20 protein-coding genes and 1 pseudogene are annotated in these 16,824 nt (G+C 30.0%); 14 read left to right on the top strand and 7 right to left on the bottom strand.

The genetic code is table 11. The features are described from left to right. The 14 genes from AC3VJB_RS02085 to AC3VJB_RS02020 all read left to right on the top strand — a co-directional run bounded on the left by AC3VJB_RS02085 (position 1) and on the right by AC3VJB_RS02020 (position 10,948). Positions 1–570, top strand: coding sequence for a GNAT family N-acetyltransferase (locus AC3VJB_RS02085; RefSeq protein WP_497666694.1), 570 nt, complete (start codon positions 1–3; stop codon positions 568–570). A 132-nt stretch (positions 571–702) separates the two neighbouring features. Beyond that, a complete protein-coding gene (locus AC3VJB_RS02080) occupies positions 703–1,077 on the top strand; it encodes a hypothetical protein (RefSeq protein WP_437824229.1) in 375 nt (124 codons plus the stop codon). Between the two features lie 6 nt (positions 1,078–1,083). Next, positions 1,084–2,028, top strand: coding sequence for an XdhC family protein (locus AC3VJB_RS02075; protein ID WP_497666693.1), 945 nt, complete (start codon positions 1,084–1,086; stop codon positions 2,026–2,028). A gap of 7 nt (positions 2,029–2,035) precedes the next feature. Next, on the top strand, positions 2,036–2,638 hold the full coding sequence (locus AC3VJB_RS02070; protein WP_462099046.1) for a Crp/Fnr family transcriptional regulator: 603 nt from the start codon (positions 2,036–2,038) through the stop codon (positions 2,636–2,638). 51 nt (positions 2,639–2,689) lie between these two features. Then, positions 2,690–3,139: a DMT family transporter gene (locus AC3VJB_RS02065; protein ID WP_497666692.1), complete on the top strand. Its 450-nt coding sequence runs from the start codon at positions 2,690–2,692 to the stop codon at positions 3,137–3,139. Then, entirely contained in the window at positions 3,136–3,867 is a 732-nt protein-coding gene (locus AC3VJB_RS02060; RefSeq protein ID WP_497666691.1) for a GNAT family N-acetyltransferase, read from the top strand. Before AC3VJB_RS02065 ends, AC3VJB_RS02060 begins: the two co-directional genes overlap by 4 nt. Positions 3,868–4,170: 303 nt before the next feature. Further along, a complete protein-coding gene (locus AC3VJB_RS02055; protein WP_349265616.1) occupies positions 4,171–4,602 on the top strand; it encodes a RusA family crossover junction endodeoxyribonuclease in 432 nt (143 codons plus the stop codon). 1 nt (position 4,603) lies between these two features. Beyond that, positions 4,604–5,239, top strand: a complete 636-nt coding sequence (locus AC3VJB_RS02050) for a pPIWI-associating nuclease domain-containing protein (protein ID WP_349265617.1) — start codon at positions 4,604–4,606, stop codon at positions 5,237–5,239. Between the two features lie 76 nt (positions 5,240–5,315). Next, the gene (locus AC3VJB_RS02045) at positions 5,316–5,828 is read left to right on the top strand and encodes a hypothetical protein (RefSeq protein ID WP_349265618.1); all 513 of its coding nucleotides are present in this window, start codon (positions 5,316–5,318) and stop codon (positions 5,826–5,828) included. A 35-nt stretch (positions 5,829–5,863) separates the two neighbouring features. Beyond that, entirely contained in the window at positions 5,864–6,403 is a 540-nt protein-coding gene (locus tag AC3VJB_RS02040; protein WP_497666690.1) for an HD domain-containing protein, read from the top strand. Between the two features lie 254 nt (positions 6,404–6,657). After that, the gene (locus AC3VJB_RS02035) at positions 6,658–7,683 is read left to right on the top strand and encodes an OmpA family protein (protein ID WP_464838244.1); all 1,026 of its coding nucleotides are present in this window, start codon (positions 6,658–6,660) and stop codon (positions 7,681–7,683) included. Between the two features lie 364 nt (positions 7,684–8,047). Beyond that, positions 8,048–9,217: a hypothetical protein gene (locus tag AC3VJB_RS02030; RefSeq protein ID WP_497666689.1), complete on the top strand. Its 1,170-nt coding sequence runs from the start codon at positions 8,048–8,050 to the stop codon at positions 9,215–9,217. Between the two features lie 153 nt (positions 9,218–9,370). Further along, positions 9,371–10,441 (top strand): GmrSD restriction endonuclease domain-containing protein, encoded by a 1,071-nt coding sequence (locus AC3VJB_RS02025; protein WP_497666688.1) that lies wholly within the window; start codon positions 9,371–9,373, stop codon positions 10,439–10,441. Continuing rightward, the gene (locus AC3VJB_RS02020) at positions 10,442–10,948 is read left to right on the top strand and encodes a HEPN domain-containing protein (RefSeq protein ID WP_497666687.1); all 507 of its coding nucleotides are present in this window, start codon (positions 10,442–10,444) and stop codon (positions 10,946–10,948) included. Between the two features lie 192 nt (positions 10,949–11,140). Here AC3VJB_RS02020 and AC3VJB_RS02015 read toward each other — a convergent pair. From AC3VJB_RS02015 to sucC, 7 genes and pseudogenes are all read right to left on the bottom strand, one after another. Then, positions 11,141–11,317 (bottom strand): annotated as a pseudogene (locus AC3VJB_RS02015) (DNA polymerase III subunit delta); the annotation flags it as partial. A gap of 93 nt (positions 11,318–11,410) precedes the next feature. Continuing rightward, positions 11,411–11,989 (bottom strand): hypothetical protein, encoded by a 579-nt coding sequence (locus tag AC3VJB_RS02010; RefSeq protein WP_497666686.1) that lies wholly within the window; start codon positions 11,987–11,989, stop codon positions 11,411–11,413. Between the two features lie 6 nt (positions 11,990–11,995). After that, on the bottom strand, positions 11,996–12,268 hold the full coding sequence (locus AC3VJB_RS02005; RefSeq protein ID WP_497666685.1) for a hypothetical protein: 273 nt from the start codon (positions 12,266–12,268) through the stop codon (positions 11,996–11,998). 131 nt (positions 12,269–12,399) lie between these two features. Then, complete coding sequence (locus AC3VJB_RS02000) at positions 12,400–12,900, bottom strand: hypothetical protein (protein WP_497666684.1); 501 nt, start codon at positions 12,898–12,900, stop codon at positions 12,400–12,402. A gap of 118 nt (positions 12,901–13,018) precedes the next feature. Next, positions 13,019–13,522: a hypothetical protein gene (locus AC3VJB_RS01995; RefSeq protein WP_047790647.1), complete on the bottom strand. Its 504-nt coding sequence runs from the start codon at positions 13,520–13,522 to the stop codon at positions 13,019–13,021. After that, positions 13,500–15,143, bottom strand: coding sequence for a type VI secretion system tube protein TssD (gene tssD / locus AC3VJB_RS01990; protein ID WP_497666683.1), 1,644 nt, complete (start codon positions 15,141–15,143; stop codon positions 13,500–13,502). Before tssD ends, AC3VJB_RS01995 begins: the two co-directional genes overlap by 23 nt. Before the next feature lie 457 nt (positions 15,144–15,600). After that, positions 15,601–16,797, bottom strand: coding sequence for an ADP-forming succinate--CoA ligase subunit beta (gene sucC / locus AC3VJB_RS01985; RefSeq protein ID WP_047790645.1), 1,197 nt, complete (start codon positions 16,795–16,797; stop codon positions 15,601–15,603). Positions 16,798–16,824 lie beyond the last annotated feature (27 nt).

The following is a 16,824-nucleotide window of genomic DNA, read 5'->3' as shown; positions in this document are numbered from 1 at the left end:
ATGACATACGCAATAAACGAAAGTATTTTTGATATGTTTCCTAAATTAGAGAGTGACAGACTTTTATTTAGAGAATACACAATGGCTGATGCCTCTGAACTGTTTAACGTTAGAACTCATCCTCAAGTTTCTAAATACTTAGACTCTGAAGTTTCGCAATCTCCCAAAGACATTGAAAAAAGAATAGCACTCATTCAGCAAGCTTTTAAAGATAAAAACGGAATTACTTGGGCTATTACGCTCAAAGAAAACAATACTCTTATTGGTGATTTTGGAATATGGAGATTAGACAAACAAAACTTTAGAGGTGAAATAGGCTATGTATTAAACCCTGATTATTGGGGAAAAGGTTATATGAAAGAAGCTATGAACACCTTAATTCACTTTGCTTTTCACACATTCAACCTTCATAGTTTAGAAGCCAACATAAACCCTAAAAATCAAAATTCAAGAAGTATTCTTTTAAAATTAGGTTTTCAAAAAGAAGCCTATTTTAGAGAGAACTACTTTTATAATGGGAAGTTTTTAGACAGCGAAATTTACTCGTTATTAAAATCAGATTTCGTTTAATTAAAAAATAGAAGGCTTATCAAACTACAATACACCAAACAGAATATATTTAGGGGGGCGTTAATTTATAGTATTGGAGACACCATTGCATCCCTTTTACTAAACGAGTTTTCTATATACAGACTCCTCGGAATGGTACTTATAGGTGCTACTATTTATGCTTTTGAAATCCCTAATTATTTTAATTGGATAGAAAAAAAGACAGCCAACAATAGCGGACTCAGAAAAACTATAGCGAAAACAATATTAGCGATTGCCTACTTTAATCCACTTTGGATTTTTAGACATTTGCTGTTTATCAAATTATTTTCTGGAAATTTTGACCAAATAACCAGTAACTTATTCATTGTTGCTTGTTGGTCGTTTTTAGTGAACATCCCTATTTCATTTATCGCTAATTTTATCATTCAAAATAAAGTAAAACTCGATTGGCGTTTTTTAGCAAGTGCTATTTTTTCTGCATTGATGGCTATTTATTATGCCCTAAGCGAAACCATTTTTAAGTAAACTTTTATGGAATTTTGGCAACAGTTACATACAAAACTTCAAAATAAGCAGAAGGTATACCTCCTAACGGTAATTGAAAACCTTGGTAGTTCTCCAGGTCGAAAAGGCTTTAAAATGTTAATTGCTGAAGATGGTTTTATTTTCGGTTCTGTGGGCGGTGGTGTTATGGAGTTTGCGCTCGTTGAAGAAGCAAAACAACTATTACAACAAGAGAATCCGCCAACATTTATAAAAAAACAAATCCATAAAGGAAATATCAAAGATGGTTCTGGTATGATTTGTTCTGGTGAACAAACTGTGGCCTTTCATTACTTAGATGCTAAGCATATTTCAATAATCTCAAGCATTATTTCTTCTTTACAACACGGTAAAAAAGGAATATTACATTTATCTCCTACCCTATTTGATTTTACTTCTCATACTCTAGATAATCAATTTGAATATACCATCAACTCAAAAGAAGATTGGTACTTTAAAGAACATATTGGTTTTAAAGAAACCTTATACATTGTTGGTGGTGGACATGTAGGCGTTGCTGTTTCTGAACTCTTTGTGAAACTTGGTTTCTATGTAGTTGTTTTTGACAATCGAGAAAACCTCAACACTTTAGAAAATAATCAAACTGCTCATAAAAAACAGGTTATTGATTATAAAGATATTGAAAACTACATAGAAGAATCTTCTTCAAGCTATGTAGCTATTATGACTAATACATATACTGATGACAAGTTGGTATTGAGTAAGCTCCTTAAAAATAACTATCAATTTTTAGGAGTTTTAGGTAGCAAAGCAAAGTTGCAAGCGATGTGGGAAGTTTTACAAAATGAAGGATTTACTCAAGAAGAATTAAACAACGTTCACGCACCTATAGGGCTTTCTATAAAAAGTGAAACCCCTGAGGAAATAGCGGTAAGTATTGCGGCACAAATTATTCAAATTAAAAACACCTAAACGAATAATGAATCAACCTAATGAATATAAAACCTTTTTAACAAGCGTTTTTAATCGTTATGCTACGGTGAGCGACGATTCCATTTCTTCTTTGTTTTCAGCTGCAAAAATTCATGATTTAAAAAAAGGAACCACTCTATTACCTTTTGGTAAAATATCAAAACACGTTCATATTCTTTACAAAGGTGCTGTAGTTTCGTGTTTTTTACATAAAGATGGTACGTTATACCACAAAAACATTTTTTTACCAGAGAGTTTTGTAGGTTCTGTAGTATCGTCACTTACTAATACACCTTCTCAGTTTTCTCTGGAAGTTATAGAAGACTCTACAATTATTAGTTTTCCGTATGATGTATACAGACAACTTATTAGAGAAAACCAAGATTTACAAAACTTCTATATTGCTTATCTTGAAAAAAATTGGGTAATTGATAAAGAAAAACGAGAAATTGATATTGTTTTAAAAGAAGCTAAAGAACGTTATCTCGATTTTGTAAAGGCTAATCCAAACATAGAAAATAGAATACCCTTACACTATATTGCCTCTCACTTAGGTATCACTCCTACTCAATTAAGCCGAATACGTAAGAGCATAAAAAAAACTGTATAGCAATCAACATATGTAAAGAAAAAGGTGTTATTTCCTTTCCATCTTTGCAGTATGAAAATATTCTTTTTATACTTTTTGGCCTTTATTGGTGGGGTTTCACTAGCTGTTCAAGCAGGATTTAACACACAATTAGGTGCTATTGTAAAGCAACCTATTATTGCTGTTATAGCCACCTCTATAGCTAGTGCTATTTTTGGGTGCTTATTCATCTTTCTATTCAAAGAAGAAAGTATTCAACTAACTATAGCGCAACAAGTACCTTGGTATTTATGGTTTATTGGCGGACTTTTTAGCATGATTGGTATTTCTCTTTATTTTTACACCATACCAAAACTAGGGATTTCAAAAATGATTGCTTTTGGCTTATGTGGTCAATTGATTTTTTCGTTATTCGCAGGAAAATTTGGTTGGTTAAACCTGCCTGTTGAGCCTATAACTACCAAAAAATGTGTTGGAATTGTTTTCATGGCAATTAGTATTCTTTTAATCAACTCAAAATGAAAAAAATAGTATCAAACATTAACAATTTAACCTCTTTATGGAAAACTGCTGCGGCTCCATATCAAGGATATCATAAAGAAACATCTTTTGAAAGCGCTTATATTGAAAATGCCCAATGGCCTAATAGAATTTGGACCAACCTCTCTCCTTCTGAAAATCAACTAAAAGAAGTACAGCTACAAATGTTAGGAGATGGTAAGCATTTTACATTTTCTTTATTTACACTACCAAATCAAGAAAATAATATGGAACTTGACGCTAAAATTCAGTTAAAGTCTACACAATATGGAATGAGTTTAGAACTAAAAGAAAAGTTCGAAACGCAAAGACAGATTGATTCTAAAAGAGTAGAAAACACGGAAGAAGCTGGTATTTGGAGCAATGCTTTTTTTAAAGCCTTTAATTACGAAATAAGCACAGCCACCATTTTAAAAACTAAAGAAACCATCCCCTACTATCTTGTTTATTTTGAACAAGAACTTGTTGGAACCGTAATTTTATACACCACAAATACGATTGCTGGTTTGCACAGCTTAGGTATTATACCAGAAAAAAGAAAACAAGGTTTTGCTACCGAAATTATGCGTCACACATTGAATAAAGCTATTGACAACAACTTATCCTTAGCTACGTTGCAAGCCTCTGAAATGGCTAAAGAAATGTATTTAAAACTAGGGTTTTCTTTAGACTTTTTAATGGAGAACTATATACTCAATACAACAAACTAACAATTTTCTACACAATACGAATATTTTATCTTTTTTGTTGTTTGGTGTTACTCCCATTAGGCAGTGAATGACACTTCCCTTAGGCAAGGAGTGTCACTCCCCTTAGGCTTCGTGTGTCGACCCGATTAGGCTTCGTGTGTTGACCCGATAAAAAAGTTACACTTTTTTATCTTACTTTTTTTATATTTGAATGAATAAAAATTGCTAAAAGTTCCATTTATCCTACCGTAAAAAGAATATAACAGTAATTTTATTACGTATATAAGCTAGTTTTAGCTGTAATTTAAGAACCTCATAAATTTTATGTATAATTTTATTTTTAAAGAGAAGCCAAAATCCTATAACAGTCTTAAAGGAACTAAAAAAGATAATTACAAAATTGCACTTGAAAAAGCATTCAAAGCATTTTACGCAAATCATTCATTGTTGAAAGGACATCTATACGCTACAATTTATTATTTCTTTAATAAAAATTTCCATTTAGATGTAGACAATTTAAGCAAACCTGTTTGGGATTGTTTAGGTGGTTTACTTTATGATGATGACAAACAAATTAGAATAAGGACTGCTGGAAGCTTAAACTTGGAATTAGAAGATTATAGTGTAATTGATGTTTCTGGTTTAAGTGGAGACTTTGTTTTAAAGCTTTTAGATGCCTTCGAGAATGAGGAGCATATTGTCTACATAGAATGCGGAAAATTTCAACCTTCAATGTTTAAATTTAATATCGAGTAGTATGGAAATCAAAAAAAAGTATCTTTCAAAATATCTGCACGATATTGCTATTTTACAAATAAAAGAAGATTATGAAAATAGAGGATATGAAGTATATCTTGAAAAAAGAATAGGAAAATATATTGCAGATATAGTTGCAGAACGAAAAGATGATAAAGTTGTATTAGAAATTAAAACAGGAAAAATGACCAGTGAAAGGCGTAAAAAATTATCGTCTATCGCTGATTACATCAAAGAAAGTGGCGAATATAGATTTATGGTTGTCGTTGCTACACCACCTAAAGAAAAACGGCTTGAAATTAAAAATTTTGAAGAGATTTTATGGGACTATCTTTTTGGAAATTTACCTAATGAAATTTATATACTTTCTACTCATTCTCGTATCGATGAAATAATCGAAATTGATATAGATGAAATTGAAATTAATGGTAATGCCATATTTGTTATCGGAGACGGAGTTCTAAGCGTTGAACTGCAATACGGTTCAGATGGTGACCAATTAAAAGGTGATGGATTAAAAATGTTTGACTCTTATCCATTTAATTTCAAATTTACATTAGAATATGATACTGACAAGAATTTGAAAATAACTGAAGTTCACAATTTTGAAGTTGACACAAGCTCATTTTATGAATAAAAAACTACCTACAACAATGACTATAAGTAATTGCTTGTTCTCGCCTACTTTTTATCCTTTTGAACAATAATATGCTATGCTAAAAAAACTCTTTCGTAAAAAGAAACTATCTGATATTTATTCTAATTACGAAAAAAATCTACGACAAGGGAAAGACTTTTTTGAGGGTATTTCTCTTAACAGGAAAAAATATAAAACTCAAGTTTTAAAACTATTTAGAGAGGCTATTGAAAACAAGGATAATGATAAACTTACCTTTTGTATTACCATGTGCTTTTATGATGGTACTGATAATGAGTATATAAATGTTTTTGAGGAAATTATTTTAGCTGAATGGCATGAAGAACATGAAAATATTGTTGATATAGTTAGAAGTTTTAAAGATGATAGGTTTACTGAGCCTCTAAAAGAAATTGCTGTAAAAGAAGAGATTTACAGAAAATATGATGATGAAAACGAATCAACTTTAAGAAAATGTATTCATGCATTGAAAGCTATAAACTCCCCTAAAAGCAATCAAATAATAAAGGAGTTAATAGACAGCGGAAATGAAAATGTAAGATATGCCTTAGAAAACTATAAAGATTAAACAAGTTGTAGCCTATTAATAGAAAAACACCTCAAATGACACAAGAACTATATCAAAAAGCAATAAAATTTGCTGGAGAAAAGCACAAAGATCAAAAAGTTCCTGGAACAAATTCTAACTATTTGCTACATATTTCTAACGTTGCTATGGAAATAATCTTAGCATATAATGCAAATAACAATTTCGATTTAAATTATGCTGTTCAATTAGCGCTACTCCACGATACATTAGAAGATACTGATACCAACTTTTCGGAGTTATTGAACATGTTTGGAGAAAAAGTTGCTATTGGGGTTCAAGCATTGACTAAAAATAAAAACATAAGCTCTAAAAAAGAGAAAATGATAGACAGCTTGAACCGAATAAACAAACTTGAAAAAGAGGTTGGAATGGTAAAATTAGCAGACAGAATTACAAACCTTCAAGAACCACCAAAACATTGGAAAAAAGATAAAATTCAACACTATTTATCTGAAGCTATCGTAATTAATGAAACACTAAATAACAAGAATGAATATTTAAATAAAAGATTAGAAAATAAAATTGCTGAATACAAAAAGTATACTACTAAATAAGAATAACTTATTATTAAACTCTCCCGAGAAATAACTATAAAATTAATCTTTATAATGTTTAACTGTAGTAATAAACTCTTAATTACAAATATAACCTACTTTCAATCTCAAGAAGATGTAAGAAACTTCAAAAAACCACTAAAATAATTAATAACATTAAACTAAACTTAAAAATATTATATTTAACTCCATAATTAACAAGCACATAAAAGCTGTTATTAACAATTAGAAGCCAAACTTAAATAAGAATTACAATGAAAAGAATTTACTCAATCTGTTTGTTATCAATAATTACTTTAATTTCATGTAAAAATGAGAAAGAGACTTCCAAAAACAACTTAGATGAAGTTGTTAATAATGAAGTTACAACCAAAGAAAAAAAAGAATTAAAGAATAACACTAAAAAATTTTCTTGGAAAAACATAATTGAATCTAAAGTTGATATTGGTGCATACCCTTATATAACACCACCAAAAGGTATGTTAGTAAATAAAAATACTAGCAGCACAGAGTCTTATGACTTTCACAAACTTGAAATGTTTGACGGTAATTCATTTTTTGACATAGAAGGACGAGTAGATAAAATGGGAATTATGATGGATGGAAATCAAAAATGGAATCAATACTATTTTGATAAAAGTATTAAAGACTACTTAACAGCTATTGGCGCTCAACTTATTTTTGAAGGAAAAATACCTAATGAACTTGTAAATCAAAAAGGAGAAAGCGTAAACGATCGTTATACTTACTTTAATAATTTTTATGTTGGAGATGTTGTAAACCATCCTATTCGTATGTATGTATTAAAAACGCCTACTAAAAAAATAGGAATTCAAATCTATTCTGATGTGGCTAATGCACAAATTGGAGTTGTGGAATCAAAAGAATTTGAACAAACAATAGAGAAAATAACTGCAGATAAAATCATAAATGAAATAAACACTAAAGGCTTTGCTACATTACATATTAATTTCGATACTGGCAAATCAAGAATTAAAGCTGACTCTTACGAAATAGTGAGTGAAATATCTAAAATGTTAAAAACAAATCCCAATTTAAAAATAAGTATTGAAGGACATACTGATAATGTGGGTAATGAAGATTTTAATATGAAACTATCTAAAAACAGAGCCAAATCTGTTCTTATGTCACTCGTAGATGAAGGTATTGAAGAATCAAGACTAGAAAGTAAAGGCTTTGGGCACACGAAACCTATAGGTAATAACGCTACAGAAGAAGGAAAAGCACAAAATAGAAGAGTTGAACTAAGAAAAATTTAAAGAAATATCGTGTAAGCAGTATAAAAACTGCTGCTTACACAAAACACAACATAATTCTATAGCCTTAATATCAGCGACCCGTGCAACCTTTAATAACTCTTAAAACATCTTTTATTCCCTAAATAGCTGAACTTATGGGATTTCGTAAGAGTTTATTAATACTTTGTATTAGGTTCGCAAGAATTGTAAAAGCAATTAGCTTTTATAATTAATTAACAAATAACAATAACTTTATTTTAAGTAAAACATTGATTTTAATATATTTGATAACGTATAAAATTGCTAAACTTTACGATATCCCATACTATTCTCCGGATAAAACAAATAAAGTTTGACATATAACGAGTTAGCCTACATTATAAAAATGCCAATATCAAAAGAAGAAATAGAATTAATTAAAAAAGGATTCCAAATACTTGAAACGGATTATGGAATTGAACCTCTTGAAGATGAAATTGATGAAGATTTGGAATATGTTTATTTTCCATTTCCCAGAGAAGAGGCTGAAGTAGAAGTAGAAACCGATAATTTGCTTGTTTATTTAAGTGAAATAGAGTCATTAAAAATACACGATTATAACAAGGTAACTACTGATATTATTACACAAAGGGTAATTACAGCAAGTGAGCTTGGACCAATTTTCTATTTAGGCTTTTTACAATCAACCACTAAAGATGGAATCAGTTTACAGATAGTAACAGAACCTATTTTAATAGGTATCGCTGCAACAAAGAAGGATGAATACAGCAAATATCATCCACCTTGTTCAAGTCACGTTGCAGTAGAGGTAATATATCCAAATAAAGAAAGTCGCTTATCAGATGAGGATGAAGAAAAATTAATAAAATCATATTTTTTTGAGTTGTCTCACACTTATAAAATAGGATTCAATTTTTCAACTTTCCATCATCCAGACGAATTCGATGAAGATGAATTTCAGCAAGAAATTAGTAATCTTCCAGATGCCACAGAAGATTATAATCCTGCAATGGATTTATTCATCCAAGCGAATCAAGCTATTAGTGATGATTTGAAATACCTCACTTACTACAAGATTTTTGAATATTTCGCACCGTTTTATTCTAAAATCGATGCTTTTGAGGCTATGCGTAAAAAATTAGATTCATCTAACGCCACATCGTTAAATGCCGAATTCATTGCATCAATCTTTGATTTGACCAAGAACTATGAAAAAAGTATTAGAGATAAAGAACTGGTTAAATCCCTAATAGACAATACATTTGACCTTGTAGACATTTACGATGATTTGCCTTTGTCAATAAGAAATGGAGCAAACGTTGAAAAATTAGAATATAAATCAAAGAAAGATATCAAAGACCGAGTGATTAATCATTTAGGAAACGTTTTATACTCAACACGAAATGGAATTGTTCACGCAAAATCTAACTTTGAATCAACTGGAATTGAATGTCCTGAAGAGGATTTAGAACAACTGAATATATTTATGCATAAAGCTTGCTATAGCACAATAAAATGGTACAACCGATTGCCAAAACATCTAAAAATAACGTAGGCTAACAATGGCTATAAGTAATTGCTTGTTCTCGCCTACTTCTGAAAATCCTCGCGGATTTTCAATTTGGTGTGTACTTGCAAAGTTAACCGCTAAACCACGCAACTACTCATAGCCTAGACCGTTGTGGGTAATTTAATAAAAAACTGAAATATGAGTGAAAATACTGAAATTGAAATTGAAGAAGTTATAGACGAAGGAGAAGTTTATCAAACCTTTGACATTGCAACTTACCCATCTGATTTTACATTAAGAGGAATTGTTGATATGTGGAATAATGAAGGAATTACAATACCTGACTTTCAAAGAGAATTTGTATGGTCAATGAAACAATCATCGTTATTGATTGAATCTTTTCTACTTGGTCTTCCAGTTCCGCCAGTATTTTTCTACATTGATGAAGATAATTCAAATTTAGTAATAGATGGACAGCAAAGAATTTTAAGTACAGTCTATTTTTTTAATGGTTTCTTTGGTTCTGAAAATAATCGAGGACGAAGACAAGTATTTCGATTAGCTGGCTTAAACGAACAGAGTCCTTATTACAAAAGAACTTACGAAGAATTAACAGATTCTGATAGGAGAAAACTTGACAATTCAGTATTAAGAGCAATTAATATTCGACAGTTATCACCAACAGGAGAAAGTACTAGTATGTATCATATTTTTGAAAGATTAAATACTGGTGGAACACCTCTTAAATCTCAAGAAATAAGAAATGTTGTTTTTAGAGGTGAATTAGTAAATATTTTAAGAGAACTTAATAGAAATGAAAATTGGAGAAATATACTTGGTGCTAAAAACGTGAATAAGCATCAAACTGATGTTGAATTAATTCTACGTCTTTTTGCACTTCATACTAGACTAGCAGAATATGAAAAACCAATGAAAGAGTTTTTAAATATTACAATGAAAAGAAATCAAGATGGAAACACAAGAGCTGTTAGAGATTTCATTGATAGATTTAATGCCGCAACTGAAATAATTATTAATCAATTAGGAGAAAAGCCATTTCATATTAGAACTAGACTAAGTTCTTCGACTTTAGATTCTGTATTAGTTAACCTTATGCAGAATTTGAATAACGTACCAAGCAATCTATCAGAAAGATATAATGCTATGATACAAACAGAGGAATTGGAAGAGTTAACAACAATTGGAACTACTGACCCAACAGTTGTCAGAAATAGATTTCAATTTGTTAATCAAAACCTGTTCAATTAAATGGCTTATACATCTCATTTTGTGATAGCTGACGATATGATTAATCATTTGAATTCTATAGTTGGAGGAACTTCTGACCAATTTATGAGTTCTAGATATATAGGTTTTGTTTCGGTTAGTGCAGTAACAGTTTACGAACTTGCTCTTAAAGAAATATTTATTGAATTTGCTCAGAAAAAACACAATGTATTTGGCACATATGCTGAAAGTCATTTTGACAGAATTAACGGAAGAATTAAAACAAGTCAAATAAAAGACGATTATGTTAAAAAGTTTGGAACTAAATACTTGAGAAGATATCAAAGAAAAATACAAGAAACTGAAGATATTTTTTTAAGAAGTCACAGAAAGAGTGTTTTAAGTTCTTACAACAATTTAATTACTTGGAGAAACGATTTTGCTCACGAAGGACATATACCGAATACAGTTACATTTAGTGAAGTTGTAAATTCCTATAATTTAGGAAAAGAAGTCATCAGGTGTGTAGCTGAAACAATGATTAGGTAACAAAAACTACCCACAACAAAGAACTGAGATAAAAAACAAGTTAACTTTATACTTTTTTAAACCATAATGATTTTTATAAATTTAGAGCTTGTGCTTAACCGAGAAGTTAGTTTGTAAAACCACTACTTTTCATATACTTTACCGTTAATACAATATCTTAAACAGTAATTCTTTTAAAATATCGGCATGGGTTTAGTTGGCTCCTATCCCTTTGCTTTTTACATCGACATCACGTAATAATGCTATAATTTGTGATACTTTTCGCATCGGGTAGTTACCGGCAGCATTTACATAGTCGTCCACAAAATAAGGGTTTACTCCTAAGTTTTTAGCTACCGAAGCTTTCGATTTGTCTTTTAATCCGTGGTATTAAAATTCATATATAGAAAAACGATTACTTATTCTGTTAATAAACTTTTTAAGAGTACTATGAATTAACAGGTAGATAATTAACTTCATTGATTAGTTAACCTTAATAGGTAATTTAATTCTTTTAGGAGGAGAAGTTGTTTTATCAAAATTTGTAAACTTTAAAAAAATACTATCATTTGATAATAATTTTTGTGTCAATTCAGGCAGTTTATTTTTGAAGTTTTTAAAACTACTCAAATGTATTGAGTCTTTATTTAAATGTTTGTTTTGAAAGGCTGAAAGAATTTTATTAGAATCCGTCAAGTTATTAATAAGATGTTTTGAGTAAACGACATACTCTTTTTTTTGTTTTGGAAGTATCTCTTTTTTGAGCGTGCTACTCAGTTTTATTAAATCGTTATTATCATTCTCCTTATACAAAAATGCGAAAGCACCTTCACTAGGTTTTTTATAGATGTATTGATGAAAAGTAAGCTCTTCCTTTTGATTAGCTGATTTATTATTTATAGTTAAAACAAAGGGAAAGCTAATAGCCCAAATATCTTTCTGCTCTTTATCATACCAAACGACAACTTTATGTTTATTAGAAGGGTAATTATCTACTTCTATTTTACTGACAGTTTTACAAGAGGTACATGCTAATAACAGTATATATAAGTATATTTTCATTTTGATTTATTTTTGAAATAAAATTGATTCAATAACTCTAGGGTTTTCTTTTAGGTAGTCTTTTTTTACTTCTTTAATTAAAAGCTCTATTTTTTTAGCACCTCTAGTATTTGCATCATAATCTAAAAGTTCGTCAAAAGTTTTAAATTCTCCTAATAACAATGCTGAGAGAGTTTTACTTGAAATAGGAATCAAATTATAATCTGTTTCATAAACATGTAAAAATGTTCTTAAAGCATCTAATCCTTTTATTTTTGCTCTTTCAAGTTTTTCTTGCATTATTTAGTCAACTATAGCTTCTTGCTTTCCATGTTCAACTAAAGCTACATATCCTAAAAACTCAAGCCATAAACTAATACCTACTATAGGTGTTTTGGGTAAAAAACGTTTTAACAAAAAATCAGGTACGTTTAAAGTTTAATAGGGACCTTAATTCTTTTTGTAGATAGTTTACTTTTTTTATCCTCGTTGTTAAAGCTTAAGAACAAACTATCTTTTACCAATATATTTTCAGCTAAATCTGGTAATTTGTTTTTAAAATCATTAAAAAAGTCGAGTACTATAGAATCACTTTTAAACTCTCTATTTTTATAAGAGTACAATATTTGGTCGGAATATTTCTTGTTTGTTATTAAATGTTTAGAATAAATAATGTATTTTTTCTTTGTACTAGGTGTTATTTTTTTTCTACTGAAGTTCTTTTTCTTTTTTAATTTTCCATTTGCTTCTAACTCGTACAAAAATGTATGTGTACCACTGTTTTTATCTGCATAAATATATTTATGAGATATGAACTCACGTGGTATTAGAAAACTTTTATTTTCAACTTCTAAATATATAGGAACACTAAAAGCCCAAATATCTTTCTGCTCTTTATCATACCAGGCAATAACTTTATATTTATTAGACACTTTATTTGTAACAGTAATTTCTTTAGTTGTTGTACATGAAACTAATAGAAGTGTGAGTATAATATTTAAATACTTTATTTTATTTAGAGAAAAAATTGATTCAATAATTGTTTTAGTTTCACTCTATTTCGAATCCTTCTTTAATAAAAGTAGCACTTCCTCCTTCTTTAATTACATTATTTATTTTCATTTCATAAAAATCACATCCCCATTTTTTTGACAATGTGGTAAAATGAGGTCTTACTTTGTATTTAAAATCACTTAATATATAACGCTCTTTGTTTGGAAAAACCAAAACAACAGTATCTTTCAATCCAATCTCTTGGTATATAGTCACATCCCTTCTTAGTCTTATACTATCTGTAATTTTTTCTGGTACATATAGTTTTGAAATAAGTGGGTTTACTCCTCGTATTTCTAAAACAATATCAGAAATTTCATTATAAGAATATCCTAAAAAAATTAATGAAAGCTCTGTTATTTTTTGTTTTTGACTACATTCTTTCTCTATTTTAATGTAATTGTCTTTTTCTTTATTTGTTGATTCACATGTTGTAAAAAAAACGAGTAAAAAAACGAGGCATAAAACGTGAAATACTTTATTTAACTTTAATATATCCATAATAATTTTTTGCAAAATGTTCCCATGTAATTTGTGTTTTTAAGTAACGACTGTCAGAACCCCATGAGTAAACTTTAAAATCGTAGTTATTTATAATTCTCCCTTTAGAATCCCATGCTTGTATTTTACGAATTGTTTTTTCTAAAACTACCCAATGAAACTCTTGATAAGACGAAAATAAAGTATCTCCATCATCACTAATTAAATCGGAGTCTATCATTAACATTAACTTGTATCCTTTATTAATTTGTTTATTAATGTCATCTACTTTTTGTTCAGTTATCTTTATACTTATTCTTCTAGCAATTACAGAGGAATATACACCTTCTGTACTTACATCATTACAAGCTAACAGCTTTTCACTCAACTTCGTCATTATACTTGGCCAATTAATTGCAGAAGCATCTTGATTTATTTTCCCTGTATAACCAAAGCTACTTTCTTTATTTCTAGTTACAGCCATAGTTATCCAATCTACATCTGGAATATTGGGGTGGTCATTTGATAAAGGTTTAACATCATAAAGCTTATAAGAATCGCTGTTAGGTGAGACAACATATTTATTATATGTTGTCTCACCTATTCTATGTAACTCCTCTACTAAATTATAATATCCTTTAGGGTCTTTCTTTGCTAATAAATAAAATATACAAGCCATTCCACATAAAGAAGTTCCTCCTTGATCAATCCTCCAGGGTCTAACTTTCCTATCCTGTGCTTGAGTTAATACTCTTTTTCTATCAAACCACCTAAAGCGATAATGGTGAAATACTTCTAATTCAGCTTCATTTTCTTTACTTTCAATGTAAGCATAAAACGTAATTTTATTACCACAGTAATCTAAATCATTAGCCTTAAAGGTAGCTTTATCTCCTTTTGCATTTATACTCCCCTCTACAATTTCTCCTTTTGCATTGGTGTAATCATAAGACCATTTTATGGTGTTACTGTTTTTTGGTACTTTATCATTTTTATATTTAGTAACTTTTAAGATATACTCCTTTCCATGAATTAGTCCTTCTTTTTTATTTGCTCCTCCATTACTTGACCCCTCATCTAGATTTTCTATTTCAATTTTCTCTATAAAATACTTCTCTTTCTTTGGTTCTTTATTTTCCTGCGCTTTATAAGAAGTTTCTTTTATAGGCGGTATATAACTTTCTTGCCAGTGTTTTATATAACGAGTAGGGCTTTTTCTACGCCAGTCGGTACTATTATTAAAAAAACGATAGTCTTGCATTGCAGTTGATATAGTTAAGGTAACCTGCATACCTTTTTGATTATCAAAAGTTTCATAATAATTTACAAGCACACCATCTTGAAAGTTGTATTGGAATAGCTCTACTCCATCAAACTCGTCTTTGTAAAAAACTATTTTACCGTCTCTTAACTGATAAAGATTAAAAGGATGACGTATTTTTTTATTGCCTCTTCTATCTGATTTAATCCAATCAACAAAAGTATCATCGTACATTTCAGATTCAAAAGTTACTGAAATAGTTCCTCCTAATAAGGCTGAAGTAGGTTTACCATTCCAATCAGTAAGTCTGTTATAATTTAAGTTAGTAGTAAGCAATTCTCGTTCCTCACCACATATAAAAAGCTTTGCTTTTATGTTCATAGACGTATTTTTAGGGTGGTACAATTTTTGAGTTAAAGATATAAAACATCTTCAAAATCACACATTTAATATATTGATTTTTAAGTTTTTTACTGTAAAACACTGTCTTTTAACAAAAACCAATTTTATTTGTACGCAGCTTGTACCTGTGCACACTATTTTATGTACTTAAAAAGTCACTAAGTAGTACGTGTTTTTTTTCTCTTTTATTCTAGCAGTCATCTATTTCAATACATTTAATTATGAAACTAGACAGGTAACTTAACTCTATCACTTACTTATTTATTAGAGTTTACTTTTAAGTTATTAGCTTCTGAGTCTTTCATATTGACTTTTAATTCATGATATTAAAAACCAAACCTCATTAGAATTTAGATTTCTAATGAGGTTTGGTTTTCTGACCTTAAAATATATAACACTATTTAGGACCAGTTATAACTAAGAATTAAATGGTAGTTTAAGCGTTTAAAACTTCCCCTACTTTGTCAGCAGCCTCTTGGAACTCAGTAGCTGAGATTATCTCCATTCCGCTATTGTCTATTAATTCTTTTGCTTCTTTAGCATTTGTTCCTTGTAAACGACAAATAATAGGCACATTAATTTTGTCTCCCATATTTTTATAAGCATCTACAACACCTTGAGCAACACGATCACAACGAACGATTCCTCCAAAAATGTTTACTAAGATAGCTTTTACATTAGGATCTTTTAAAATGATTCCGAAAGCAGTTTCAACACGTTGTGCATCTGCAGTACCACCAACATCTAAAAAGTTTGCTGGATCACCACCTGCTTGCTTAATTAAATCCATAGTTCCCATTGCTAAACCAGCTCCGTTTACCATACATCCAACATTACCATCTAAATCTACATAGTTTAATCCTGCAGCTTTAGCTTCTACCTCAATTGGATTTTCTTCACGTAAATCACGCATTGCTGCATAATCTTTATGACGATATAATGCATTCTCATCTAACGATACTTTAGCATCTACTGCCATAATTTTATCATCAGATGTTTTTAATACTGGGTTAATTTCAAACATCGAAGAATCAGACTTGATGTATGCAGTATATAAAGCAGTAACAAATTTTACCATTTCTTTTAAAGCCCCACCGCTTAAACCTAAATTAAAAGCAATTTTACGAGCTTGAAAAGGTAATAATCCTGTTCCTGGATCAATTTCTTCTGTAAAAATTAAGTGTGGAGTTTCTTCTGCCACAGTTTCAATATCCATACCTCCTTCAGTAGAGTACATAATCATGTTTCTACCCGTAGCACGGTTTAATAAAACTGACATATAAAATTCATCTGGCTCACTATCACCAGGATAATATACATCCTCAGCAATTAACACTTGGTTAACTAACTTTCCTTCTGCTGAAGTTTGAGGAGTTACTAACATCATTCCTAAAATATCATCAGAAATGCTCTTTACTTCGTCTAAGTTTTTAGCTAACTTAACACCTCCACCTTTTCCACGACCACCTGCGTGTACTTGAGCTTTGATTACGTGCCAACCAGTACCTGTTTCTTCTGTTAATTTTTTTGCTGCTTCAACAGCTTCTTCTGGAGTATTTGCAACAATTCCGCGTTGAATACGAACGCCAAAACTGCTTAATATTTCTTTACCTTGATATTCGTGTAAGTTCATTAGATATGAATTTTTAAAAGTCGAACA

Source organism: Tenacibaculum sp. TB-53, from assembly GCF_059716285.2.
The sequence above is the reverse complement of the archived record's forward strand: the minus strand, read 5'-3'. Positions and strand labels throughout refer to the sequence as shown.